Annotated in this window: 19 protein-coding genes; 16 read left to right on the forward strand and 3 right to left on the reverse strand. The window is 41.2% G+C overall.

Going from position 1 to position 25,563, the window contains the following annotated elements; genetic code table 11:
• The first annotated feature begins 538 nt into the window (after positions 1–538).
• The 4 genes from FFR60_RS21380 (at position 539) to gad (ending at position 5,346) form a co-directional block, all read left to right on the forward strand.
• The gene (locus tag FFR60_RS21380) at positions 539–1,123 is read left to right on the forward strand and encodes a hypothetical protein (RefSeq protein ID WP_249355061.1); all 585 of its coding nucleotides are present in this window, start codon (positions 539–541) and stop codon (positions 1,121–1,123) included.
• Between the two features lie 138 nt (positions 1,124–1,261).
• Entirely contained in the window at positions 1,262–1,960 is a 699-nt protein-coding gene (locus tag FFR60_RS21385; RefSeq protein ID WP_137665738.1) for a winged helix-turn-helix domain-containing protein, read from the forward strand.
• 439 nt (positions 1,961–2,399) lie between these two features.
• Positions 2,400–3,911 (forward strand): glutamate/gamma-aminobutyrate antiporter, encoded by a 1,512-nt coding sequence (gene gadC / locus FFR60_RS21390; RefSeq protein ID WP_137665739.1) that lies wholly within the window; start codon positions 2,400–2,402, stop codon positions 3,909–3,911.
• A 34-nt stretch (positions 3,912–3,945) separates the two neighbouring features.
• Positions 3,946–5,346, forward strand: a complete 1,401-nt coding sequence (gad, locus tag FFR60_RS21395; RefSeq protein ID WP_137665740.1) for a glutamate decarboxylase — start codon at positions 3,946–3,948, stop codon at positions 5,344–5,346.
• 19 nt (positions 5,347–5,365) lie between these two features.
• Here gad and FFR60_RS21400 read toward each other — a convergent pair whose 3' ends face one another.
• A complete protein-coding gene (locus tag FFR60_RS21400; protein ID WP_137665741.1) occupies positions 5,366–6,829 on the reverse strand; it encodes a helix-turn-helix domain-containing protein in 1,464 nt (487 codons plus the stop codon).
• 640 nt (positions 6,830–7,469) lie between these two features.
• Here FFR60_RS21400 and pflB point away from each other — a divergent pair.
• Together pflB and FFR60_RS21410 are read left to right on the forward strand one after the other, a co-directional pair.
• Complete coding sequence (pflB, locus tag FFR60_RS21405; RefSeq protein ID WP_137665742.1) at positions 7,470–9,767, forward strand: formate C-acetyltransferase; 2,298 nt, start codon at positions 7,470–7,472, stop codon at positions 9,765–9,767.
• 181 nt (positions 9,768–9,948) lie between these two features.
• Positions 9,949–11,361, forward strand: a complete 1,413-nt coding sequence (locus FFR60_RS21410) for a L,D-transpeptidase (RefSeq protein WP_249355062.1) — start codon at positions 9,949–9,951, stop codon at positions 11,359–11,361.
• A gap of 40 nt (positions 11,362–11,401) precedes the next feature.
• Here FFR60_RS21410 and FFR60_RS21415 read toward each other — a convergent pair whose 3' ends face one another.
• Complete coding sequence (locus FFR60_RS21415; protein ID WP_137665752.1) at positions 11,402–12,058, reverse strand: Crp/Fnr family transcriptional regulator; 657 nt, start codon at positions 12,056–12,058, stop codon at positions 11,402–11,404.
• 394 nt (positions 12,059–12,452) lie between these two features.
• Here FFR60_RS21415 and FFR60_RS21420 point away from each other — a divergent pair, with 394 nt between their 5' ends.
• Entirely contained in the window at positions 12,453–12,740 is a 288-nt protein-coding gene (locus tag FFR60_RS21420; RefSeq protein ID WP_171004999.1) for a hypothetical protein, read from the forward strand.
• A gap of 15 nt (positions 12,741–12,755) precedes the next feature.
• A complete protein-coding gene (locus FFR60_RS21425) occupies positions 12,756–13,949 on the forward strand; it encodes an MFS transporter (protein ID WP_137665743.1) in 1,194 nt (397 codons plus the stop codon).
• Between the two features lie 57 nt (positions 13,950–14,006).
• Here the strand turns inward: FFR60_RS21425 and FFR60_RS21430 are convergent, their stop codons facing one another.
• Positions 14,007–14,825 carry a hypothetical protein gene (locus FFR60_RS21430; RefSeq protein ID WP_137665744.1) on the reverse strand — a complete coding sequence of 273 codons (819 nt, stop codon included), beginning with the start codon at positions 14,823–14,825 and terminating at the stop codon, positions 14,007–14,009.
• 298 nt (positions 14,826–15,123) lie between these two features.
• On the opposite strand from FFR60_RS21430, the gene FFR60_RS21435 reads away from it, so the two are divergent.
• The 8 genes from FFR60_RS21435 to nagE all read left to right on the forward strand — a co-directional run bounded on the left by FFR60_RS21435 (position 15,124) and on the right by nagE (position 25,437).
• Positions 15,124–16,170 (forward strand): aspartate-semialdehyde dehydrogenase, encoded by a 1,047-nt coding sequence (locus tag FFR60_RS21435; protein WP_137665753.1) that lies wholly within the window; start codon positions 15,124–15,126, stop codon positions 16,168–16,170.
• A gap of 264 nt (positions 16,171–16,434) precedes the next feature.
• The gene (locus tag FFR60_RS21440; protein WP_137665745.1) at positions 16,435–18,114 is read left to right on the forward strand and encodes a ribonuclease J; all 1,680 of its coding nucleotides are present in this window, start codon (positions 16,435–16,437) and stop codon (positions 18,112–18,114) included.
• A 124-nt stretch (positions 18,115–18,238) separates the two neighbouring features.
• Entirely contained in the window at positions 18,239–18,445 is a 207-nt protein-coding gene (locus tag FFR60_RS21445; RefSeq protein ID WP_137665746.1) for an MJ0042-type zinc finger domain-containing protein, read from the forward strand.
• A 92-nt stretch (positions 18,446–18,537) separates the two neighbouring features.
• Entirely contained in the window at positions 18,538–19,965 is a 1,428-nt protein-coding gene (locus FFR60_RS21450) for an MFS transporter (protein ID WP_137665747.1), read from the forward strand.
• A 136-nt stretch (positions 19,966–20,101) separates the two neighbouring features.
• Positions 20,102–21,433, forward strand: coding sequence for a DRTGG domain-containing protein (locus FFR60_RS21455; protein ID WP_088934565.1), 1,332 nt, complete (start codon positions 20,102–20,104; stop codon positions 21,431–21,433).
• 13 nt (positions 21,434–21,446) lie between these two features.
• On the forward strand, positions 21,447–22,409 hold the full coding sequence (locus FFR60_RS21460; RefSeq protein WP_137665748.1) for a DHH family phosphoesterase: 963 nt from the start codon (positions 21,447–21,449) through the stop codon (positions 22,407–22,409).
• Between the two features lie 196 nt (positions 22,410–22,605).
• On the forward strand, positions 22,606–23,457 hold the full coding sequence (locus FFR60_RS21465; RefSeq protein WP_137665749.1) for a PRD domain-containing protein: 852 nt from the start codon (positions 22,606–22,608) through the stop codon (positions 23,455–23,457).
• A gap of 3 nt (positions 23,458–23,460) precedes the next feature.
• Positions 23,461–25,437 carry an N-acetylglucosamine-specific PTS transporter subunit IIBC gene (gene nagE / locus FFR60_RS21470; protein WP_137665750.1) on the forward strand — a complete coding sequence of 659 codons (1,977 nt, stop codon included), beginning with the start codon at positions 23,461–23,463 and terminating at the stop codon, positions 25,435–25,437.
• The last annotated feature ends 126 nt before the right edge of the window (positions 25,438–25,563 follow it).

Here is a 25,563-nt window from a genome sequence, read left to right on the forward strand (position 1 = left end):
ATTTCGCAAAGCAAAAATCATTTTAAAAAAAAGGTTTGTAGAAAAGTTAATATACTGTTGATTTATTATAAAAAATATTTTATAATTTTTTAAAAATAGATGTATAATAAAACATAAAAATTATTTATTTAAAATAAAAATAATTTTTATCCTTTTTGGATTAGAACGAGATTGGAAACATCCGCTAATTACATAACGGAAGTTATCGTTTCGGGATGCGTAGCACATTATTTAGTATTCTCAAATGTCAGGAAATTCAAACTGATAATAAATAATTCAACATTCGAAAATGAAGGGAAAATAAATTCCGCATCTATTTTTTTCTAAGGAATATATTTGTTCAATATTGAGGAGGCGAAAGAGATAAAATAGCGCGAAAATCAATGGATAGTAAATAGAAGATAAGCTTCTGTTGGATTCGTTAATGAATGGTACTGGGTCGGAGATAGATAGAAAGTTTTACATAATAAGTCAAAAATCACACATATAAGAGCAAAAATCTTTTGATCTTAATTACACAGAAGAGAGATGAGGCAGCTTGGAAAATTTTGATGTTTCTAAACTAACTGATAATACTGAAGTACAGCTGTTAGACAAAGTGGATGTATTGAAAGAACAGAATGGCGAGCTTTTGAATCAAATAGATAAGCTGGAAGGTATTCGCGGGGCATTAGAAGAAAAAGTTTCAGCGTACCGCTATCGTTTGAAGGAAGTAACAAGGCAGTTGGAAGATATCGATGCAACTGCGCCATATGAAGAAGCAGTCTATCACAATAAGGACAATTTAGAGAGGCGCCGCTTCATACTCAGGAGAAATCTTGTTCAACAGGACACAAAAGAATGTTCTGCAGCTATTGAAGACGCAGAGAAAAATGATGAATTGCCGGAAAAATATGAACGTCTGTTAGAACAGTATATGTATGAACGCGAAAAAAATGAGCAATTATTTAATTACCTGTTTCAACAGGACGAAAACGCTGCTCTTGAATTGTTTGTAAAAGCAGATGCTGCAGACACTTTGTTGGAGGCAACGACATTGAGTCGAAGGATTATTCAACAGGCGGAAGAGCGGGCAAGGCATATTGGAACAGATTTGAAAGAACAATTACGCGGAGTTTTATAAGTTGAAAGCAATCTGCCGCAGCAAGTTGTAAAGGATCTGCAGACTGGCATGTATTGCTTGGAAGAATAAACATGAGTTGGTTTTTGGAAAATAATAGAGTACAAAAGCAGAGGCTAATAAAGAGTGGAGTGAAGAAAAATGAAAAAAGTGATCATTCTAACCAGAAATATTATCATTGAGCAGGAATTTCAAAACGAATTACAGCGATTAGATTATGAAGTATTTGTCTTAAAAGAGTTTTTTGATGTCGATAAACCCAATTATTTTGAGGATATTTTGTCCCTTTTTGATATTGTCATCTTTAGTGAGACTTTGACCAATCAGGAATTCAATGAGATCTTACCGATCGTTATCGAAAAAGACATGCATTATTTACGACGTACCGATGAGCCGGTACCGAATGTTGATGAAAATCATTGCCTATCGATCGATTGCACATTGACTGAATTAAGAGAGTTCTTGTTGTTAAGTGATAAACGTGAAGGGCAGAAGGAATCTATCTCAAAAGGATTAGTTAGACAATCTGAGATGAAGAAGCAGGATCTCGTTCTCTTCTATAGTTCATTAAACAATATTGAAAAGAAAATCATCGGTGCGCTAGCGGAAGGCAGCGGCAAGATTATTTCCAGAGATGAGCTGTGTAATAAGGTCTGGAATAATGAGGTCAGCAAGTCGCGTTTGGTTCAAATGTCGACGGCAGTCGGAAATATTCGTAAAAAAATTGCGCACGCCCATATCGAAAATGTTCGAATCATCACCTATTGGGGCAATGGGTATCGTCTCCATGATGTTCCGAATGGGTTGATGAATGAACACATTAAGGAATATAGTATGTAGTTACAGCGAATAAAAAGCTCTAGTTTTCTCCTAAGTCGGGAGAAAGCTAGAGCTTTTTTTGATCTTAAAGAAAGTATAAAAAATTTCTCAAGTAAAAACTTGAATCAACAGCTTTAATGGTGTCCGGCTTCACGAACTAGCTTTATCGGCAATAAGCGAAAATTTTGAGAAGTCTGAGAAACGACTTATCAAAATTTTAGTCTTATTGCTCAAAAGCTGAGCGAGTTCGCAAATCCTTTCTAATAGAAAAAATTCCATATTTTTTTAACTTAGCAATCTTCAATAGAAAAAAATCGAGAAAAAAGTTCGCCGATTCCTATTTATACTTCTCCTTGTAAGAAAAGAGGTGCCTGAAATGTTCTATCAGTATTCTATAACGTTTTATCCCTGAAGCCTTTCTTTCATTGAATAATTAAAGAAAAGGGAAAGAAGCGTTTTTATGAATCAGAAAAAATTATCTTTATTCGGTTTTTTTGCTTTAACGGCTTCGATGGTTTTAACCGTATATGAGTATCCGACGTTTGCTACTTCGAAATTGCATCTAGTCTTCTTTTTGCTCTTAGGCGGAATTTTATGGTTTTTGCCAGTAGCCTTATGTGCGGCCGAGATGTCTACTGTAGAAGGTTGGCAAAATGGCGGGATATTCAGTTGGGTCAGCCAAACATTAGGTGAGCGTTTTGGCTTTGCGGCTATCTTTTTTCAGTGGTTTCAAATCACTGTAGGATTCGTCACTATGATTTATTTCATATTGGGAGCCTTGTCCTATGTGCTGAATTTCCAAGCCTTAAATACTGATCCATTGATGAAGTACATTGGGTTATTGGTGATTTTCTGGGGCTTGACCTTCTCGCAATTAGGCGGGACACAACGAACAGCAAAAATCGCGAAAGCAGGATTTGTGATCGGAATTTTAATTCCATCGGTGCTTCTATTTGGTTTGGCAGCAGCGTATTTCATTGGCGGTAATCCAATCGAAATCGCTATTAGCAAAAAAGCATTCATACCAGATTTTTCACAATTATCGACACTCGTCGTGTTTGTGTCATTTATCTTGGCCTACATGGGAGTTGAAGCCTCTGCTTCACATATCAATGAATTGGAAAATCCCAAGAAAAACTATCCGCTAGCCATGATCCTATTGGTTATTTTAGCGATTGCATTAGATGCGATCGGCGGCTTTTCGGTGGCTGCAGTGATTCCCCAAAAAGATTTGTCTTTAAGCGCTGGAGTGATCCAAACCTTCCAATCATTGATTCTGCATTTTAACAGCCATTTAAGTTGGCTCGTTAAAGTGATTGCTCTAATGATTGCTTTTGGAGTAATGGGGGAAGTAAGTTCATGGGTAGTTGGTCCCTCGCGCGGAATGTTTGCTGCGGCACAACGAGGTCTATTGCCCAGCTTCTTGCGTAAAACCAATACTCACGGTGTACCGGTACCATTGATCATGATCCAAGGCGTGATCGTGACTATCTGGGGCGCGGTGTTGACCTTTGGCGGCGGCGGAAATAATTTATCTTTCTTAGTAGCCATCTCATTGACCGTAGTCATTTATTTAGTCGGATACCTTTTATTCTTTATCGGTTATTTCGTCTTAGTTTATAAAAAGAAAAATTTGGAACGTTCCTATAACGTACCGGGAAAAACGATTGGGAAAACAATCATCGCTGGTGTCGGACTGATATTATCAGTTTTTGCATTGTTGATCTCCTTCGTTCCACCTGCATCGATTGCAAAGAGCGAGGATCGTACCTACCAAGTGATTTTATTGATCAGTTTCGTGATCACGGTGATTTTGCCGTTTATTATTTATGAGTTACATGACAAGCATGGACATAAAAAAATCGAGGAGCCCGTTCATATGGAAGCAGGAGATGTGAATGCGGCAGTCTATCCATCAGCTCGCGGCGAACATCAAATCGTTCAAAAAGAAGAACACACATTGAAACATTAGATAAAGTAAACGAACTATTTAGGAGGATATACACATGTTATATGGAAAAGAAAATCGCGATGAAGCAGAATATTTAGAACCAATCTTTGGTTCAGAAAGTGAACAAGTTGATCTGCCGAAATATAAATTGAATCAAGCATCCATTGAACCTCGGGTAGCCTATCAATTGGTCCAAGATGAGATGCTGGATGAAGGAAACGCTCGTTTGAATTTAGCAACCTTCTGTCAAACCTACATGGAACCAGAAGCAGTTAAATTAATGAGTCAAACGCTAGAAAAAAATGCTATTGATAAATCAGAATATCCCCGCACGACTGAAATCGAAAATCGCTGCGTGAATATGATTGCGGATCTTTGGAATGCCAGTGAGAAGGAAAAATTTATGAGAACCTCAACGATTGGTTCTTCAGAAGCGTGTATGCTGGGCGGCATGGCGATGAAGTTTGCTTGGCGAAAACGCGCGGAAAAATTGGGCTTGGATCTTAATGCTAAAAAACCTAATCTAGTCATTTCTTCTGGCTATCAAGTTTGCTGGGAAAAATTTTGTGTTTATTGGGATGTTGAAATGCGTGAAGTACCGCTGGATCAAGAACACATGTCGATCAATTTAGATAAGGTAATGGATTATGTTGATGAATATACGATCGGAATCGTCGGGATCATGGGGATCACTTACACAGGTCGTTATGATGATATTAAAGGCTTGAATGATTTAGTCGAAGAATATAATAAGCAAACAGACTACAAGGTCTATATCCATGTGGATGCTGCATCCGGCGGCTTTTATGCGCCTTTCACTGAACCTGAACTTGTTTGGGATTTCCGCTTAAAAAATGTTATTTCGATCAATTCTTCAGGTCACAAATATGGCTTAGTATACCCTGGTGTGGGTTGGGTTTTATGGCGTGACCAACAATATTTGCCAAAGGAACTGATCTTCAAAGTCAGCTATCTAGGCGGCGAGCTGCCAACCATGGCGATCAATTTCTCTCATAGTGCGGCACAATTGATTGGTCAATATTATAATTTCGTTCGTTACGGCTTTGATGGGTATAAAGCCATTCATGAACGTACACATAACGTAGCGCTGTATTTGGCTAAAGCCATCGAAGAAACCGGCTTGTTTGAAATCGTTAATGATGGTTCGCAATTACCAATTGTTTGCTACAAATTGAAAAAGGATGCCTCTCGTGAATGGACCTTATATGATTTAGCGGACCGTTTATTGATGAAGGGGTGGCAAGTACCGGCTTATCCGCTTCCTAAAAATTTGGATCAAGAAATCATCCAACGTTTGGTTATTCGTGCTGACTTTGGCATGAATATGGCCTGTGATTATGTTCAAGACATGCAAGAAGCAATTGACGCTTTGAATCAAGCACACTTGGTATATCATGAAAAACCAGAAATCAAAACTTATGGATTTACTCACTAAGAAGAAGCCTGAAAGGACCTTATCCTTTCAGGCTTTTTTCGCTGGGGCGAAGAATCTGATTGATCGCTATGCAGGTTTCATCGATCGTTTTAAGAGACACAGGAAAAATCAAGGTATTCTCGCTGCCTAAATCTGCTTGATACAAGGCAGTGTCACAAACAATGACTCGTCTTGAACAGAAAAAGACATCGTCAACGACCTCATCCAGCGTATTATAAATCATGTTGCTGATAACAAAGTGATCATCCAGCAGAGTCTCCAGTTGTTTTCGATAATATAAAAAGTTGAAGTCAGAAGGAGCGACGATATACAACTCAATATTTTCATCGAAGGTCGTTCTGTGCAGGAGATCAAGGATCAGGGTCATTTTACGAATGAGATTCGTATTCCAATGAATTGTTGTTTGTCCGACAGCCGACCATTTGTCTAAGATCGTTTGGATGGTTTGGTAGAGTTCCAGCTGATCCTTGTCCAAGAGATAAATCAAGTCAGGCTGGAAGAGCTGCATGTCTGCCCAAGTAGAACGGATAAAAGGTAAAAAAGCTTTTTTCAAGAGTAGTTCATTTTCTGGCGAAATATTTAAAGAAGAGCGTAATTCCTGCAGTAGCTTCTCGATTTCAGTGTATCGCTGGATGTGGTTTTGATAGACAACTTCAAAATCCTTTTGCAGCAGCTCCAAATTATTGCAAAGATAGTTCCTGGCGTTGAAGAGAGAATAAACATAAAATAATTCTTCTTCATTTGCGCAAATAGTCGAATCTAAGGTTTTAATACCTTCTTGCAATAATCTGAATAGAGGCGTTTGCCGAGCGCTTGCCTTTTCTTCTTCAGAAAACTGAAGGGTGGAATGTCTCGCCCGCTGAGTGCCGAGTTGAATCCCTAAAATAATAATCTCCCGCTCGCTAGTGGGATAGTCCCGTGCAAAAAAATGATCCTCTACATAATCGATCAATTTTCCTGCGGCAGCTGCGACAACTTTATTAAAGGGGATGGCAGAACGATCACCCGTATACCTTGCGATCGCTAAAAATAAATACCGAAGATCTTTTTCCCGCGGCTTGATCTGGCGGTCTTGCTGTAAACAGCCCAGTTCCTCGGCAAAAGCAAAAATGTCTGCTCGAATCTGATAAATCTTACTAGTAGAAAGAAACTCCTTTTCAGCAATTTCGGACCAATGGGTATTTCCGATTAAGTAATCGTTCAAGACTCGTAAAAAGTCAGAACGGCGATAGATCCGCTGAGTCAATTCCAATAAAGAATAGGCCGGATCAAAGGAAATGCTGCAGGTATTTCTGTTTTTTTCAAATGTCGTGATCTCTCGAGTAAATGATTCTCTCAATACTTCGAGATCATTCGTGATCGTAACCGTGCAGACATTCAATCGTTCAGCCATTGTCTGCAATTCAATTTCTTTTTTTTGATACAACTGCTGACAAAGGTAAACTTGGCGAAAAATATTTTTCTCGATATACCTTTCTAACATAAAGTACCTCCCTAATTAAAAAAACACATATGTTTGATATTGTATACCAACTTAATTAGTTTGGATATTTTTAACTGGAACAATTCGCCATTTTTTTAGACATAAAGATAAAATAATTAAGAGGGACGTTCAAAAAACAACTAGCTAACAATTTTAAAATAAATTTAATCATTTTTAATTAATAATTATTCTAGCAAGTTGAAATCTTAAGCGCATGGCCATTGAGTGCGGGCAGAAACTATTTGATAACAACGAAAAACCATTTTGTTGAATTAAAAAGAACTATTTAGAATAATGAGAATAAAATTTTTTTTCGACTGCTATTTTTTCTATTATGAGAGTTTGAAGGGAGAGATTTTTCACAAGCTGGACTGTATCAGTCATCTGTTTTTCACTAAATGCAGGAGGAGGAAATGTATATTAGTGAGCAAATGTTGCTATCAAGTAGAAACTGTCATTATCAATTACATTATCTGTTATAGTGAAAAGTGTAACAGAGGGTTGTCGACAATAAGAGAATTATCATTATTTTAAAAGGATTTGGAGAGATAAGAAGCTAAAAAAGCCCTTTCTTAAAACAGTTTCCTTTGTTATAATCATTTTAAATTATTATGAAACTATTTAACAAAGGAGCGCGCATATGGAAACTACAACAATCAAAAAAACTGTAGAACAAACAAAGAACCCTTGGGAAGGTTTTAACGAAGGACGCTGGCAGCATGAAGTGAACACCCTAGACTTCATCAAACGCAACTACACAGAATATAAAGGTGACGACAGCTTCTTAGAAGGTGCAGCACCAAGTACTGAAAAGCTGTGGGATAAGTTACAAGAACTTTTTGAAGTGCAGCATAAAAAGAACGGCGTATATGATATGGATACTGATATTCCAGCGACGATCACTTCTCATGAGCCTGGCTATTTGATCAAGGAAGAAGAAAAAATCGTTGGTTTGCAAACAGATGTACCTTTGAAGCAAGCATTCATGCCTTTTGGCGGAATCAATATGGCCAATAAAGCGTTGGAATCAAATGGTTACGAAGTGGACGATGATATGTCATTCATCTTCAACAAATGGCGCAAAACTCATAACCAAGGTGTGTTTGATGCCTATACAGATGAAATGCGTTTAGCTCGTAAAAATAAAATCATCACGGGGTTACCAGATGCTTATGGACGTGGACGGATCATTGGTGACTATCGTCGTGTTCCGTTATACGGAATTGATTTCTTAATGAAAGAAAAGAAAAAAGATTGGAAAAATGTCGGCAGCAAAGTTATGACTAACGACGTGATCCAATTACGTGAAGAAGTTTCTGAACAATACCGTGCTTTAGCAGATATGAAAGAAATGGCCGCAAGCTATGGCTATGACATTTCAAAACCTGCAGCAAACGCTCAAGAAGCGATCCAATGGTTATACTTCGGTTACCTTGCAGCAATCAAATCACAAAATGGTGCTGCGATGTCAATCGGCCGTATCTCTGCTTTCTTAGATATCTATATCCAACGTGATTTAGACAATGGCTTGATTACTGAATTTGAAGCACAAGAAATGATCGATCATTTGATCATGAAATTACGTATGGTGAAATTTGCTCGGACTCCTGAGTACAACCAATTATTCTCTGGTTACCCAATTTGGGCAACCTTGTCATTAGCGGGTATGAACATGGATGGTTCTTCATTAGTTACGAAGAATGACTTCCGTATCTTACACACATTGACGAACATGGGCCCTTCACCAGAACCAAACTTGACTGTTTTATATTCTTCTCATTTACCAGAAGGCTTCAGAACTTACGCAGCGAAGGTTGCGAAACAAAGTTCTTCGATCCAATTGGAAAATGACGATCTATTACGTCAATACTGGGGATCAGATGATGCAGCAATCGCTTGTTGTGTGTCTGCGACAGTAATCGGTAAAGATATGCAATTCTTCGGTGCTCGTGCCAACTTGGCTAAAGCAGTGCTTTACGCGATCAACGGCGGTGTCGATGAAATGACTAAGATGCAAGTTGCTCCGCGTTTCCGTCCATTAGAAGGCGAAAGCATTGACTTTGATCAATTCATGGACAGCTACAAAGATGTCTTAGATTGGTTAGCAGAATTATATGTAAATACGCTGAATGTGATTCATTATATGCATGACAAATATGCTTATGAAGCACCGCAATTAGCCTTGATGGATACAGACTTAAAACGTACCTTTGCAACAGGGATCGCTGGGATTTCCCATGCGACCGACTCATTGATGGCGATCAAACACGGAAACGTGAAAGTGATCCGCGATGAAGACGGCTTGGCAATCGACTATGTTCCACAAAATGAATTCCCAACTTACGGAAATGACAACGATGAAGCAGACGAAATGGCAAACTGGATCCTTGAGTACTTCATGACTCAAATCAAACGTCAGCACACTTACCGTGAATCAACACCAACATTGTCATTATTGACGATCACTTCTAATGTTGTTTACGGAAAAAATACTGGGAATACACCAGATGGACGTCGTGCCGGCAAACCATTGGCACCAGGTGCGAACCCAAGTTATCAAGATGGTAAATTCTTAGGTGAGAAAAATGGGCTATTGGCTTCATTGAACTCAACAGCGAAATTGAACTACTCTTGCGCACAAGATGGTATCTCTGATACGCAAACAATCAATCCAGGAGCATTAGGCCGTACGGATGACGAAGCGATGCAAGTAGATAACCTGCGCCAAGTTTTAGATGGCTACTTTGATAAAGGCGGCTACCACTTGAACGTCAATGTCTTTGGTCGTGAACTATTAGAAGAAATGGACAAAGATATCGACAATCCGAAATATGCGAACTTTACGATCCGTGTATCAGGTTATGCCGTGAAATTCCGTGACTTAACAGCGGAACAACGTCGTGATGTTATTTCACGTACCGACCACACGAAAATGTAAAAATAATTTTAAATTTAGCAAAATAGATTTTTTAGAAGATTCTGAGGCTCATATTTGAGCTTCAGGATCTTTTTTGTACCAAAAATGTTAAAAAATATTAATAATTATGATTGAAGAATAAAAAAAGTGTTATTTGATTTATAATATGGGTAATTATCGGGCTTAATAAAGTGGGTGATAGGTGTTGGAGGAGCATGAAAATCGAGTAGTGCTGCGGATTGTTGGTGTTGTTGCGGGGGCAATGACCTTTTTTATGCTGATTTTTTTATATTTTGGTTCACATTTTTACTTTGGGTCAACTGTCGCGAATGTCGCTGTTGGCGGCTTATCAGTGAACAAGGCAGAAGAAAAAATTCGGCAAGAAACAAAACAGGTGGAGATTCAATTGAAGGGCGAGAACCAAACCGTCCAATTGCAGCTGACTTCACCGTATCAGATTGATACTGACTATTTGAAGAAAAACATTCGCAGAGGAGAGTTCAGCCTGCCGTTTAAAAAGGGTGCAAAAGAAAATTTGGTCCAAGCGATCAATTCGGCCACTTTTCTTGGGGGAAAAGCTGCAAAGGATGCGAAGATCATCTATGCGGAAAATAAGTTTCGGATTGAGCCGGAAAAAAGCGGGACGATGGTGGATTCGATTCGTATTCGCAAAGAACTCTGCGCAGCATTTGATGAAGGAACATTACAAACAGAATATGATTTAGCTGATTTTTATCGTGAGCCGGAAATCAGAGCGAAGGAGCTGGAGCAGAAAAATGTTCCACAGAAGCTGGAGGAGATCAGAAAACGCGGGATCAAATTAAGACTGAACAAAAAAACGATTCCTTTGACGGAACAAATGCTGGCAGCATCTGTCGATGATCAGGGAAATTTCGATCAGGCTTCGATCACTGAGTGGGTAGCGGATTTGGAGCGGGAATATTCGACTATCTATCAATCGGTTGATTTTACCAATATCCATGGGCAGCATTTGCGTTATAAAAATGTTGGAAATTATGGCTGGTTCATTGATATCGAACAGTCTGTTAAAAAATTCGTTAAAGAATTGAAAAATCCCGATACTAAAACAATTCAGCTGGTATTAAAAGGCGACACGAAAAAACAACCGCTGCACGTAACCAAAAATTATATCGAGGTTGATTTAGACAATCAGAAAATGTACTGCTTTGATAAAGGGAAGCTGGTCGTTGAGACTGACGTGATTACAGGGCGATATAATAAGGGGACAGCGACGGTACCAGGTTTCCATACTATTATGGATAAACGGCGGAATGTCGATTTAAGCGGCGTTCTGACGACGGGAGACGGCACCTACAACGTTCCGGTAGATTATTGGCTGCCGCTTTTAAGTTATGGACAGACGATCACGGAGATCGGACTGCATGACACGGATCATAAATTGCAATATTTTGGTCAGCCGGGCGCCTATCTGACCGATTTGGGAAGCTACGGCTGCGTGAATACACCGAAAGCGCAGGTCGCGCAAATTTACGAGTATAGTTATATCGGGATGCCAGTATTTATCTATGGGCATATTTATGATGATGCACCGGGAGAGTTTGATAAGCCGGTCGAATATGGAACGGAAATCTAAAAAAGCTTCAGCCGAGTAATTCTTGGCTGGAGCTTTTGATTTAGAAAATAATATTGTCTTTGATCAATTCGATGTTTTTAATAAAAATTTTTCGATCGATCATTTTGATCGCGCCGCAGCTTTTCAAATCATGCATGATGCGGCTGACGCTGCTGGCGGCATTGATACCGCAGAAATGAGCAATTTCTTCATTCGTTACGACAAAATCAATTAAGACGCCCTCTTGAAACTCAACACCGAATTTATCGTACAGATCATAAATCTGGGTACAGACGGCACCGAACTTGCCGTTCATCAGCATTTGCTGGGTTCGCTTCATTGATTTAAGCAACCGTTCGCGGTAATAGTTTTTAACGTAGATTTGCAGTTCAAAATTTTGATTGATATCTTTCCAAAATTCGACCCGATCGATTTGATAAAGCTCGGCCTTTTCGGATTCGACGCGAATATTAAAAGGGGCATCGATAAATTGAGAGTATTCATCCTTTAACAATGATACTACTTCGAGATCATTGATGTATTCCAAATTGAATTCGCGCCCATCTTTGGAGATGACACTGGTCTTGATGACGCCGCTTTTCAAAATGTAAACATGGTGGTCTTGAATTCCTTCGTAGAGTAAATATTTCTTATACTCTTTAGTTACGATCGGGAATTTTTTTTGTTTTAAGTAGTCTGTTAAAGCTGTATTGTCCAATTTTCCGTGATTCCTTCCGTGATTTGCTGAAATTTTCATTGCTATTTTATCATAAGTGGGCGGGTATTTTAGTCAAAAGTATGTTTAAAAAAGATACTAACAAATGTTAATGCTTTTTTTGAATAAAAAATTTCAAAGTCATTTCTCATTATGAAAGCTGATTTCCAGCTTTTTTTTTATCCGTATAATCAATCAAGTAAGCCAAACAAACTCAATAATATGAAAAAGGATGTCAGTCCAACTTTTCCCAGTTTATAAGAAAAGAGGGAAAGAAAAAGCTTAACTGAAATAAAGTACAAGGAACTAGTTGGATGATATACGGCTTGAAAATCGAACTTATTTTTCCCGAACTTGGGAAAATAAATTCTTTATTATGAAAAAGGAGTGGTTATTCATGAAGAAATGGACATGTGCAATGATCGAACGATTGGAATCGGCCTACAGGGTACGGTTTGAAAAGGAAGCAGTTTTAGTTTTTCTAAATGATGCTTATCAGAATGCTTTGATGCTGAGAAAGGATTATACGCAGGAAAATGACGAAGCACTTACCGATTTTTTAGCGGCGTTTGACCACACGCGGGATTTATTTATTAGTCAAGCGGTGGATCGTTATCCGTCTAACTATAATAAGGTCGCGGAAAAAATTTCTGATTTGAAAAAATTAAATGAGAGTATCGCATAATAATGAGAGTGGGTAATGAAAATTAAGGAAGAAGAAAAGTTATTCAATAAAGGTTTTGTCACAATTACAATTATCAATTTTGTCGTCTTTTTAGTTTATTATTGTTTTGTCGTAATCACGGCGAAATATGCAACACAGAGTTTAGGAGCAACGACTGCACAGGCAGGATTTGCGGTGGGGATCTATATTATTGGAACATTGCTGGCTCGTTTATATATCGGAAAGAAATTGGAATTATTCGGCCGCCGAGCAGTCCTGCGTTACGGCGCACTATTTTATTTGGTTACTACGGCCGCCTATTTGATCAGCAGCAACATCTTTATTTTAGATGGTGTGCGTTTCTTAAATGGGTTTGGTTATGGGGCAGTATCGACAGCGGCCAACGCTATCGTCACGGCTTATATTCCGGAAGCAAAATATGGCGAAGGGATTAATTATTACGGGTTGAGTACCAGTTTGGCCGCAGCGATTGGTCCGTTTATCGGGTTGCTTTTATTGCCGCTGGTTGGTTTTAAAGCGATCATCGTTCTTGCTGTCATTTTAGCCTTTATCACTGCAATAGCTTGCTTCAAGTTCAAAGTAGAAAATATTGTTTTAACTGAAGAGCATCGAGCAAGAATCAATACATTTAGTTTAGAAAGCTTTATTGAGCTTAAAGTCCTGTTTATTGCCGGCATTGCCTTTTTGATTGGGATCGCCTATTCGAGTGTTTTAGGTTTTCTTTCGATTTATGCGGATCAGTTGCATTTAGTGACGGCAGGGGCTTTCTTCTTTGTGGTTTACGCATTGGTGGTTACTGTGACACGGCCAATGTCGGGGAAAATTTTTGACAAGCATGGCGAGAACGCCGTGATGTATCCAAGCTTTATTTGTCTGACGATCGGGTTGCTTTTGCTAGCCTTTACCGGAAACGCGGTTGTTTTATTGGTTGCCGGAGCGTTTGTAGGGTTGGGGTATGGTACCTTTATGGCGAACGGTCAAGCAGTCACCTTGAAGCTTGTGGACACGGCTCGGATCGGGGTGGCCCTTTCAACTTATTTCATTGGGCTTGATCTGGGGTTAGGAGTCGGTCCCTATTTATTGGGAGCGATCAAAGGAATCTTAGGCTCTTATCAGCATATCTACATTTTCTGTGCTGTGATCCCGCTGATCGTTGCTGTTTTGTACATGGTCTTTTATCGACCAAAGAAGGCTTTGGAAAATGCGTAGATAAGAATAAAAGCACGGGATCAGCTAAATAGTTTAGCCGTTCTCGTGCTCTTTTTGTTAATTATTTGTCAGTTTTTTGTTGATCAATTCTTTAAGCTGGTGATTATTGTTTAAGTCAGCATAGTAATCGGCCTGCTTTAATAACTGAACTTGTTCGGCGAGATTTTCTTGGATAATGGCCTTTTCAAAGAACAATTCTTCCAAACCGGCGGACAGATTTACTTCTAATAAGGTTTCGATTCCTTCATCACAAAGCTCATTGGCTTTTTCCTGATTTCCGCGATCGGCGTAGTAACAAGCTGCATGATAATAAGATGGACCTAATTGTAATTGAGTATTCATTTTTTCCTCCAATTGTTCAGCGCGTTCAAAAAAAATGCTTGCGCGCTTTTTTTCTTCGTTTGCTTGATAACAAGTGGCTAATCCCCTGAGTACTAGCGGTTCATAGCGTTTTTCATCGTGTAAAAAAGTATAGGCTCGTTGAAAATAGTAGACGGCTTTTTTTGTATCGTGATTGCCGAATAGATTTGCATAGGCTCGAAAATACAACAGGTGGCCAACGATTCGTGCATTGTTGTAAGTAATTTTCTTTCCATAAGTATCCAACAAAAATAAAACACTTGAAAACTCTTGACGTAAATGTAAGCTGCGGACGATGTTCAATAAGGAAACTTCTGTTAAAAGGGTGGCTTCTGGAAAAGCTTGATGATAGAAAATGTTCAACTTTCCACAAAGATCTAAAATAACCTCTAACGCGCCTTCATTTTTTACTTCAATCAGTTCTAATTCGGCTGGTGGACAGATTGCACTAAAAGTATCACGTGGTAAACCAGCATCTTCGCGCATCTGCTTAATGATAAACCCGTTAACTTCCATTGATCGACCTCCTGTGAATAACGCTTCTGTATTAATTCTAAAGCTTTTATTAGAAAACTACAATAAAATTATTCAATAATCTTCGTTTTTTTAAAACTTTTTACAATATTTTGATTAGAAAGTTTATTTTATCTTTGTTATATCAATTATTTAGGTCAATCGAACTGTTGGAAAATAAGACTAATATTGTGTTGAAAGTTTTAACAATTTGAATGAAGCGGAATAATGAAAGATGACTTGCGTTTCGGAACAAATATGATAAACTGTTAAAATACTATGAAATGAAAGAGTGATTATGATGAGAAAAATGAACGTTGCAGTCGTCGGTGCTACTGGCGCAGTAGGAACACAAATGATCAAACTATTAGAAGATAGTTCTTTGCCATTAGGTACAGTAAAATTTTTGGCTTCGAAGCGTTCTGCTGGAAAGCAACTTTCATTTAAAGGCGAGACCCAAACGATCGAAGAATTAGTACCTGATTCATTCGAAGGCGTTGATCTTGCGCTATTCTCAGCAGGCGGCGGAATCTCTGCCAAGTTTGCACCAGAAGCAGTAAAACGCGGAGCGGTCGTAGTGGATAACACCAGCCATTTCCGAATGGACCCAGAAGTACCATTGGTGGTGCCGGAAGTGAATCCGGAAGCCTTGCGCAATCATAAGGGCATCATCGCCAATCCTAACTGTTCGACGATCCAAATGATGGTAGCGTTAGAGCCGATTCGCCAAGCCTATGGTTTGAAACGAGTGATCGTATCGACTTACCAAGCGGTATCAGGCGCTGGAAATCAGGCGATGGAGGAATTGAAACAGCAAACGCGGGACTTCTTAGCTGAAAAGCCTGTCGATGAATGGAAGGCAGATATTCTGCCGTGCGGCGGTGACGAGAAGCATTATCCATTAGCCTTCAATGCTCTGCCTCAAATCGATGTATTCGCCGATGAAGGCTATACGAATGAAGAATGGAAAATGATCAATGAAACGAAGAAAATCATGGAAGATGACACGATCAAGGTCTCAGCGACTTGTGTTCGAATTCCAGTGATGAGCGGACATTCCGAATCTGTCTACATTGAAACGGAGAAAACTGCGACGGTAGCAGAGATCCAAGCTTTGATCGCCAAAGCACCCGGCGCGGTGTTGGAGGATGATCCAAGTCAGCAAATCTATCCGCAGGCGTTGAATAGTATCGGCAAAAAAGGCACATTCGTTGGCCGGATTCGTAAAGATCCGGATGAGGAAAAAGGTGTGCATCTTTGGGTCGTGTCAGATAACTTGTTAAAAGGTGCTGCCTGGAACTCGCTGCAAATCGCCGAAACAATGTATGACATGGGTTTATTTGAATAGAAGCCAAAAAGCGTGAGTGATGATTCACGCTTTTTTTTGTTTTGAAAATGCCGACTATTCTAGCTTGAATGAATAGAAAAATCCGCTGCCAAAGTAAGATTCTTTTAAAGGAGAGCAGGCATTCATTTCCCATCAATGGTTTTTCAGAAAAAATCATGTATAATAGCTAATGAGTATAGGCACAGACCGTACTGATTACGGGGTCTGAGGAAGCTGAAAACAATAGATAAATCTATTATAGAAAATTTTAGAGAGGTGGATTTTTTGAGTACAGTCAAAATAATTCCCTTCAGCGGAGTACGTGAAAATGGTAAAAACATGTACGCGGTTGAAGTGGATAACGATATTTTCGTCCTAGATTGCGGACTGAAATATCCAGAAAATGAATTGCTGGGGATCGATGTTGTGATTCCTGATTTTACCTATTTAATTGAAAATGCGGAGCGTGTGGCGGGGGTCTTCTTGACTCATGGACATGCGGATGCGATCGGAGCACTGCCTTATTTAGTATCTGAGGTGGCAGTACCGGTCTTCGGAACGGAATTGACGATTGAGTTAGCCAAATTAAACGTGAGTCAAAATGAAGAAAGCAAAGGCTTTAAAGATTTTCACGTAATTGACGAGCATACAGAGATCGATTTTGGCACTGCGATCATCAGCTTCTTCCGAACGACCCACACAATTCCTGATTCTGTGGGGATCAGCTTGAAAACGGCTGAAGGCAGTGTGGTTTATACTGGAGACTTCAAATTTGATCCGACTGCGATCCCAATGTACGCGACGAATTATCGTCGGTTAGCTGAGATCGGTTCGGAAGGCGTTTTGGCGTTACTAAGTTCTTCATCTAATGCTGAAAATCCGATCCAAGTCGCTTCTGAACGAGAAATCGCCAGCGAAGTTTACGATACCATCAATGAATGGGACGGCCGAATCATCGTGGCTAGTGTCGCCAGCAACCTGCAGCGCGTTCAGCAAATCTTGAACGCGGCAGAAAAAGCTGGACGCAAAGTCGTCTTGACCGGACAGGATTTGGACCGCATCATCAAAACAGCGATGCGTCTGAATAAGTTAGAGGTTCCTGAAGATATCTTGATTACGATCAAGGAAATGAAGAAATATGCGCCAGAAGAATTGATCGTTTTAGAAACAGGCCGCATGGGTGAACCGATCAAGTCATTGCAAAAAATGGCGAATCGTTCTCACCGCAATTTAAAGATTGAAGATGGCGATCTCGTTTACATCACCACGACACCGACGATCGCGATGGAAACAACTGTCGCGAAAACCGAAGATATGATCTATCGTGCCGGCGGGATTGTGAAGAGCATCTCTGAAAACTTACGCGTTTCTGGGCATGCCAACCCGCGTGATCTGCAAATGATGATGAACTTTATGTCGCCGAAATATTTTATTCCGGTACAGGGGGAATATCGTCAACTGGCAGCTCATGCTCGCTTGGCAAATGAAATGGGTATTCCGTTTAAGGACATTTTCATTACCGGCCGCGGCGATGTGCTGGAGTACAAAAATAAACATATGAGTGCTGCCGGCAGCGTACCAGCGGACAATATCATGATCGATGGGATCGGTGTCGGAGATATCGGCAATATCGTATTACGCGATCGTAAAGTGCTGTCAGATGATGGGATCTTCGTTATTGTAGTAACGATCGACCGCAAACTGAAAAAAATCGTATCGGCACCGCAGATTACTTCTCGCGGCTTCGTCTATATCAAAGCCAGTCGTGATTTGATCAAGGAAAGCGCCGAAACGACTAGTGAGATCGTAGAAAAGCATCTGCATTCGGATGATTTCGAATGGAGCAAATTAAAACAAGATATCCGCGATCAGCTGAGCCGCTATTTATTTGAACAAACCAAACGTCGTCCAGTGATTCTGCCAGTTATCATGGAGGCAAATCAACGTCGCGGACGCCGCAAATAATTACCTCTAAAGTATCTCTCATCATTTTTTGATCGGAGATGCTTTTTTTAATACTTACCACTCTGTTTTTTTGGCAAAAAGGAGTATTATTGTAGTAGTAGCAAATGTAGAGAGGGCTGGTTATATGTTGGAAAAACCATTAAAGTGTCCAAATTGCGGCACCCATTTTTTTGTTGATGAGGTATTGAATGTTCAGGAACATCCGAAAGAAGCAATGCCGGTGGAGTGCCCCAATTGCCATCATATTTACGAAAAGAGAATCACTAATGGCTATTTCATGACTTTTGAAGATCGTGAACATGGAAAATATGATAAACAAACGGGAGAGTAATCTCTCGTTTTTGTTTTGGTTTGCATTTTTTGAAGACTATCCTTTAGAATAGCTATGGTCTATTTTTTTTGTAGTGGAAGGAAGTCTTTTTAATGAAAACCTATCAAGATGATCCAGTGGTTCAAAAGAATCGCTGGTGGATTTTAGTGTCTGTCGCGATGTTTACCTTTATGTCCACCTTGGACTCCAGTATCGTAAATATCGCGCTGCCGACGATTTCAAAGGATCTGGCAGTGCCGATGAATAAGGCTGAATGGGTCGTGTCGATCTATCTGATGATCGTCTGTGCCTGTCTGCTGCTTTTCGGAAAAGTCGGAGACAGCTTTGGTAAGATCAAGGTGTATCGAATCGGTACGCTGATCTTTACTTTAGGATCGCTGCTGTGCGGCTTCAATCATTCATTGGCGATGCTGCTTTTTGGCCGGGTGATTCAAGGGATTGGCGCCAGTATGACGATGGCAACTAATACAGGGATCACGACTGAGGTCTTTCCGATGAATGAACGAGGAAGAGCGTTAGGTGCAATCGGTGCGTTTGTCTCACTAGGCTCGATCGCAGGACCGGGGATCGGCGGGTTGATCTTGGCGCATTTTTCTTGGTCGTACATTTTCTGGATCAATGTTCCGGTGGGGATTTTGACGATTCTGATCGGTGAAAAGTTTTTACCGAAGGATATTACAACGTCCAAGAAGAAGATCGATTGGCTGGGGTTTGTCACGTTTGCCATCACGATCATGAGCTTCTTCGGTGCGGTCTTTATTGGACAAGAGGTGGGGTATGTTCACACCTTGCCGTTGATTTTGCTGATCGTTGCGATCGTGTTTTTCATCAGCTTTATTCAAGTGGAAAAACGAAAAGAAAATCCGTTATTGGTATTTAGCATTTTGAAAAATAAAATGTTTACTATGAGCTTGATCACCGCGCTGTTGATTTTTTCGGCCAACTTTTTCGTGAACGTGGTCATGCCGTTTTACTTGCAGAATGCGCGGGGCTTGAGCGCCAGCTTTGCGGGATTATTGATGATGGTCTTTCCCTTCTTGATGGTCATCGGTTCCCCCTTGAGCGGATATTTGACGGATAAAATCGGGCCGCAAAAACTGGTTTTGATCGGCTTGACGCTGTTATCCATCACGCAATTATTGTATGTCTTCATGAATCAGCTGAGCCCAATCTGGTACTATGTGTTGGCAACGGCGATCATGGGAATGGGCAATGCGCTGTTCCAATCTCCGAATAACACGATCGTTATGAGCAGCGTTGAAAAGGAAAACCTTGGAGTTGCCGGCAGTATGAATTCATTTGCTAGAAATCTTGGCATGGTTATCGGGATCGCGTTATCGACGACGATCCTATATAGCGGGATGAGCGCGTCTTATGGTCAACGGGTAACGACCTATATTGATGGTCGGCCGGATATTTTTATCTTTGGGATGCGGGTGACCTTCATGGCCTCTTTGGTAATCTGTGTCATTGCCTTGGTGATCTCGCTTGTGCGTTTCAGTAAAAAAGCGGTGAATTAAAAAAATTACTAGTACAAAAGAAGTTGATTGTTACTTGAATGGTAACGGTTGACTTCTTTTTTTTTAGGTACTCTGTTATACTGGTTTTGCTAAGCTGTACTAATACGATAGATAAATGCTATAACGGGAGGAAACTATGGCGACAAAACATGATTTGATTTTAGAACATATCGAAAATCTGCCAGTGGGCGAGCGTATCTCTGTCCGCAGTATTGCCAAGAATCTAAGTGTCAGTGAAGGGACTGCTTACCGCGCGATCAAAGATGCGGAAAATATTGGTTTGGTATCGACGATCCAACGGGTAGGAACGATCCGGATCGAACGAAAATTAAAGAAAAACATTGAGCGCTTGACCTTTGGTGAGGTAGTTCGCATCATTGAGGGCGAAGTTTTAGGCGGTTCTAACGGGCTAGACAAGGACTTGAATAAATTTGTTATCGGTGCCATGACGGAAGATGCGATGCGCCGCTATATCACGCCGGGGTCATTATTGATTATCGGAAATCGTGAAGGTGCGCAAAAATTAGCGCTGCAAGATGGCGCTGCTGTGCTGATTACCGGTGGTTTTGATACGACGCCGGAGATCGCGAAGCTGGCGGATGATTTGGAATTGCCTGTCTTGAGTACGACCTATGATTCATTTACTGTGGCAACCATGATTAACCGGGCATTGAGTGACCAATTGATCAAAAAGGATATTATGCAGGTCAGTGATATTTATACGCCGTTGGAAAAAACGGTCTATTTAGAGGCGGGCGATACGATCTCGAATTACCATCATCTGTCTGAAAAAACCGGTCATTCACGTTTTCCTGTCGTGAATAAAAGTATGCGGGTTTTAGGCGTCGTAACGGCCAAGGATGTTTTAGGCAAAGCGGAAAATCAAATGATCGACCGCGTAATGACTCGTGATCCGAATGTCGTTAAGCAAAGCATGAGTGTCGCCTCTGTCAGCCATCAAATGATTTGGGATGGACTTGAAATGATGCCGGTGGTGAAAGACGATCTTTCATTAGTGGGAATGGTCAGCCGTCAAGACGTGATGAAGGCGATGCAGCTGGTGCAGCGGCAACCGCAAATGTCCAACACGATCTCGGATCAAATCGTTGGCGATATCGTAACCGTCGATACGGACCGCGAGGACAACCTGCTGGAAAATCCTTATTTCAAATTTGAGGTTACGCCGCAGATGGTCAATAGTGTCGGGACGATTTCATTCGGTGTCTTAAGCGAGATCGTCGCCAATGTGGCGCAACGAAGCATCCTGATGGATCAGCGCCGCAATACCTTGATCGAACAAATGAATCTGCATTATTTACGCTTGATCCAATTGGAAAGCGAGATTGAAATACATTCGAAAACTTTAGAACTAGGCCGGCGTTCAGCCAAGGTGGACTTGGAAGTCTACATCGACAATGTGATCGTCGCTAAAGCGATCGTGGTCTGCCAAGTGATGGAGCGTTCTTAGAAAGAGGAATCAAATGACAATTACAGAAGAAATTTTACAGATGATTAAACAATACGATCGGATCATTATCCATCGCCATATGCGGCCAGATCCGGATGCGCTAGGTTCACAATGCGGACTCGCTGAGATTCTGCGGGCGAACTTTCCAGAAAAGGAAGTTTACCAAGTCGGCGGATCGGTGGAAGGCTTGGATTTTCTAGCTGAAATGGATGAGATTGCTGACGATTTGTATCAAGGGGCTTTAGTGATCGTGACCGATACGGCGAACGCGCCGCGAATCAGCGATGAACGTTACAGCCTTGGAGAGAAGCTGATCAAAATCGACCATCATCCGAATGATGATCCTTACGGTGATTTGCTTTGGGTCAATACAAAAGCCAGCAGCTGCAGCGAGATCATCGCAGACTTTGCCTTTACGGAAGGGTTAACGATGACAGAAAATGCGGCGCGCCTGTTATACGGGGGCATTGTCGGTGATACTGGCCGCTTTTTATATCCAGCGACGACATCTCATACCTTGCGAGTAGCCGCGAAACTGTTGGATCATGGCTTTGACGCGACGAAGCTGAATCGCGAGCTCGACCAGATTTCATTAAATGTCGCGAAGCTGTCAGGCTACCTTTACCAGAATTTGCAGATCGATGAGAATGGTGCCGGCTATGTCTTTTTAGATCAAGCCATCTTAAATAAATATGGGATCAAGGATTCTGATACGGCGGCACTTGTACCGCTGCCGGGAACGATCGATGCTGTCATGGCTTGGGCCGTTTTTGTCGAGCAGCCGGAAGGGTATTATCGTGTTCGCCTTCGCTCTAAGGGTCCGGTCATTAATGAACTTGCCAAGCGCTATCATGGTGGCGGCCATCCATTAGCCAGCGGAGCCAATGCGAAGGATCAGGCGGTGTGCCAAGAAATCTATCAAGAAATCCAATTTTTGTGCGAAAAATATCAAAAAAATAAAAATTCTTTCGATTAATTTGTGAAAAAAGTGTTGACAAAGCTTTCATTGGTCTATACAATCAAAAGTGTTAACAATACTGTTTCATGTGACTAGATAATACTAGGCATGGAAAGAAACGCAAGGAGTCCTCCTTGTGCTTCTTTCCATGCCTTTTTACTTGGCCGGTAACTAGTCAAAACAGTGAAATTATTCTGCAGAATGAGGAAAGAAAATGAAAATCAAAAAGATATTGAATCAAAATGCAGTGCTTGTCGACGATCGCGGAGAAGAAAAAATCGCCATCGGTAAAGGTGTTGGCTTCAATAAGCAAAGAAATGATCTGCTTTTTTCCCGTGAGATCGAGCGTTTGTTTGTGATGGAGCCGGAAGGACAGCAAAAGTTACAGACCTTATTAAATCAAATAAATGAATCCTATTTTTTTGCTGCAGAAGCGATCATTGACCATGCGGAGACTGTTCTGATGGAGAAGCTCAATGAGCACATCTTCATTTCGTTAACAGATCATATCGCCTTTGCAGCCCAAAATATCGCTAATGGAATCGTGATTCGCAACAAGCTTTTAAGCGAAATCGAGATTCTTTACGGCGAAGAATTTGGCATTGCGCAATGGGCGGTCGATTACCTGAATCGGACGTTAGAGATTCCTTATGGGTATGACGAAGCTGGTTATATCGCGATCCATATCCACAGTGCTCGCACGGGGAAAAATAATAATCACGACAGTATCAGAGAAGTCACGATTATTTCCGATGTGATCCATTTGATCGAACAAGAGTTAGACGTAAATATCCATTCGCGCGAAATGGCTTTGGATTACTCTCGTCTAGCCAATCATCTGCGTCTGTTACTGCAGCGGTATCAGAATCAGCGTTATGCTGTTTTGGATCAGGACATTATCGAAATGGTCCGCAGCAAGTATCCCGAGAGTTATCAAGTGGCAAAGAAGATTCGGGTCTTTTTGATGAAGCATTATCAGTTAGCGATCACGACAGAAGAGCTGGGCTATGTAGCGATTCATGTCGAGCGATTGCGAAAAATGAAAGAACATGAAGGAGAAGAATAAAATATGAAAGCATATATGCAGCGCATGGGGCGTTCGTTAATGTTGCCAGTAGCAGTTCTGCCGGCGGCGTCCATTTTAGTTGGGATCGCCAACTGGATCGTCGGAATGGGTGTTACCAACGTGGCGACCACATTCTTGATGAACAGCGGGTTAGCAATTTTAGATAATTTGGCATTACTGTTTTCAGTCGGTTTGGCTTTAGGGATGTCAAAAGACAAGGACGGGGCCGCAGCTTTGGCTGGTCTAGTAGCCTATCTTGTTCCAAAGGCGGTTTTGGCACCGACTTCGGTTCAAGCATTGTTGGGCCTGAAGGATATCGCAGATGTGAATCCGGCCTTCAACAGTATGGGAAACAACGTATTCGTAGGGATCATCGCCGGATTAGTCGCAGCCGAAATGTATAATCGTTTCAGCGGCGTTAAACTTCCGATGGCCTTGTCGTTCTTTAGCGGAAAACGTTTAGTACCGATCATGTCGGCATTAGGTATGTTAGCTATTTCGGCCGTTTTATTATTTGTTTGGCCAGTAGTTTATAATGTATTAGTTAGTTTGGGTGAGGGTATCTCAGGATTAGGCTTTATCGGAGCAGGACTGTACGGATTATTCAACCGTCTGTTGATTCCGACCGGCTTGCACCACGCATTAAACTCTGTATTTTGGTTTGACGTTGCCGGCATTAATGATATTGGAAACTTTCTGGCCGGCCAACAAGCGATTGATCAAGGATTGGCGATCGTTGGTAAAACAGGGATGTACCAAGCTGGATTCTTCCCAGTAATGATGTTCGGTTTACCGGCAGGAGCATTAGCGATCTATCAATGTGCTCGCCCAGAAAAGAAAAAAGTTACGGCATCATTAATGATCGCTGCTGCTTTTGCTTCTTTCTTCACAGGGGTTACTGAGCCGTTGGAATTCTCATTCATGTTTGTGGCATGGCCAGTGTATGTTTTACATGCTATTTTTACTGGTTTGTCTTTAGCAGTAAGTGCATTCTTCCAATGGACTGCTGGGTTCGCCTTCAGTGCCGGCTTTGTTGATTACTTCTTATCATTAAAAAATCCTGTCGCAAATCAGCCATTTATGCTGATTCTACAAGGTTTAGTCTTCGCAGCGATTTACTATTTTGGTTTCCGTTTTGCGATTACTAAGTTCAATCTGATGACACCAGGCCGCGAAGAAGGCGATGGTGAAGAAACACCGGATATTGATACAACAGGCGGCGGCAAACACGCAGCGATGGCAGAAAGAATTTACAATGCCTTAGGCGGCGCAGCAAATGTTACAGCAATCGACAACTGTACAACGCGATTACGTTTGCAGGTGAATGATACTGGTGCGGTCGATCAAAGTAAGATCAAAGCCACTGGTGTTCCTGGATTGAAAGTGATCGATGATAAGAATATTCAAGTCATCGTCGGTACGGAAGTCCAGTTTGTGGCAGACGAAATGAGCCGTTTGCATGGCGGCGGAGGCGGTTCTCGGGCCGTTGTCGAGCAGACGGTTGAAGTAGAAGAAGCACCTAAAGCACAAGCAATGTTTGCGGTAGCGCAAGGACGCTTAGTGCCGATCACTGAAGTTTCTGACGATGTCTTCTCAGAAAAAATGATGGGTGACGGGTATGCGGTATTGCCAACTGCTGGTGAAATCTTCTCGCCTGTGTCAGGGACGATCTCGAATGTCTTTCCTACGAAGCATGCGGTGGGAATCACTACTCCTTCTGGCATCGAAGTGCTATTGCATATGGGACTGGATACAGTAGATCTAGGCGGCAAGCCGTTCACTGTCTATGTGACAGCTGGACAGCATGTTGGACGCGGACAAATGATCGCGAAGGTCGACTTGGAAGCTGTTGTTGCAGCAGGCAAGAAGACGGATATGATCGTGGCATTAACCAATATGGATAAAGTCGATAAGTTTGAATTGGTTGAGCAAAAGGATGTTCAAGCAAATGACATTATCGGTGAGTTAACAAGTAAATAAAGCAATTCATGAGCTGTGTTTTTACGACACAGCTCTTTTTTTGACTGGCGAAAGTATAAAATTTTCACATGAATAAATCGCTTTGTAGCGGGTATATCCATGTCTGGCTTCACGAACTAGCTTTTC

The organism is Enterococcus hulanensis (assembly GCF_005405485.1).
In the GTDB taxonomy this organism is placed as follows: Bacteria; Bacillota; Bacilli; order Lactobacillales; family Enterococcaceae; genus Enterococcus_A; species Enterococcus_A hulanensis.

What these genes read in the sequence shown, in the direction of transcription:
- FFR60_RS21385 (WP_137665738.1), top strand. Translation starts at nt 1,262, where the DNA reads ATGAAAAAAGTGATCATTCTAACCAGAAATATTATCATTGAGCAGGAA.
- gadC (WP_137665739.1), top strand. Translation starts at nt 2,400, where the DNA reads ATGAATCAGAAAAAATTATCTTTATTCGGTTTTTTTGCTTTAACGGCT.
- gad (WP_137665740.1), top strand. Translation starts at nt 3,946, where the DNA reads ATGTTATATGGAAAAGAAAATCGCGATGAAGCAGAATATTTAGAACCA.
- FFR60_RS21400 (WP_137665741.1), bottom strand. Translation starts at nt 6,829, where the DNA reads ATGTTAGAAAGGTATATCGAGAAAAATATTTTTCGCCAAGTTTACCTT.
- pflB (WP_137665742.1), top strand. Translation starts at nt 7,470, where the DNA reads ATGGAAACTACAACAATCAAAAAAACTGTAGAACAAACAAAGAACCCT.
- FFR60_RS21420 (WP_171004999.1), top strand. Translation starts at nt 12,453, where the DNA reads ATGAAGAAATGGACATGTGCAATGATCGAACGATTGGAATCGGCCTAC.
- FFR60_RS21425 (WP_137665743.1), top strand. Translation starts at nt 12,756, where the DNA reads ATGAAAATTAAGGAAGAAGAAAAGTTATTCAATAAAGGTTTTGTCACA.
- FFR60_RS21430 (WP_137665744.1), bottom strand. Translation starts at nt 14,825, where the DNA reads ATGGAAGTTAACGGGTTTATCATTAAGCAGATGCGCGAAGATGCTGGT.
- FFR60_RS21435 (WP_137665753.1), top strand. Translation starts at nt 15,124, where the DNA reads ATGAGAAAAATGAACGTTGCAGTCGTCGGTGCTACTGGCGCAGTAGGA.
- FFR60_RS21445 (WP_137665746.1), top strand. Translation starts at nt 18,239, where the DNA reads ATGTTGGAAAAACCATTAAAGTGTCCAAATTGCGGCACCCATTTTTTT.
- FFR60_RS21450 (WP_137665747.1), top strand. Translation starts at nt 18,538, where the DNA reads ATGAAAACCTATCAAGATGATCCAGTGGTTCAAAAGAATCGCTGGTGG.
- FFR60_RS21455 (WP_088934565.1), top strand. Translation starts at nt 20,102, where the DNA reads ATGGCGACAAAACATGATTTGATTTTAGAACATATCGAAAATCTGCCA.
- FFR60_RS21460 (WP_137665748.1), top strand. Translation starts at nt 21,447, where the DNA reads ATGACAATTACAGAAGAAATTTTACAGATGATTAAACAATACGATCGG.
- FFR60_RS21465 (WP_137665749.1), top strand. Translation starts at nt 22,606, where the DNA reads ATGAAAATCAAAAAGATATTGAATCAAAATGCAGTGCTTGTCGACGAT.
- nagE (WP_137665750.1), top strand. Translation starts at nt 23,461, where the DNA reads ATGAAAGCATATATGCAGCGCATGGGGCGTTCGTTAATGTTGCCAGTA.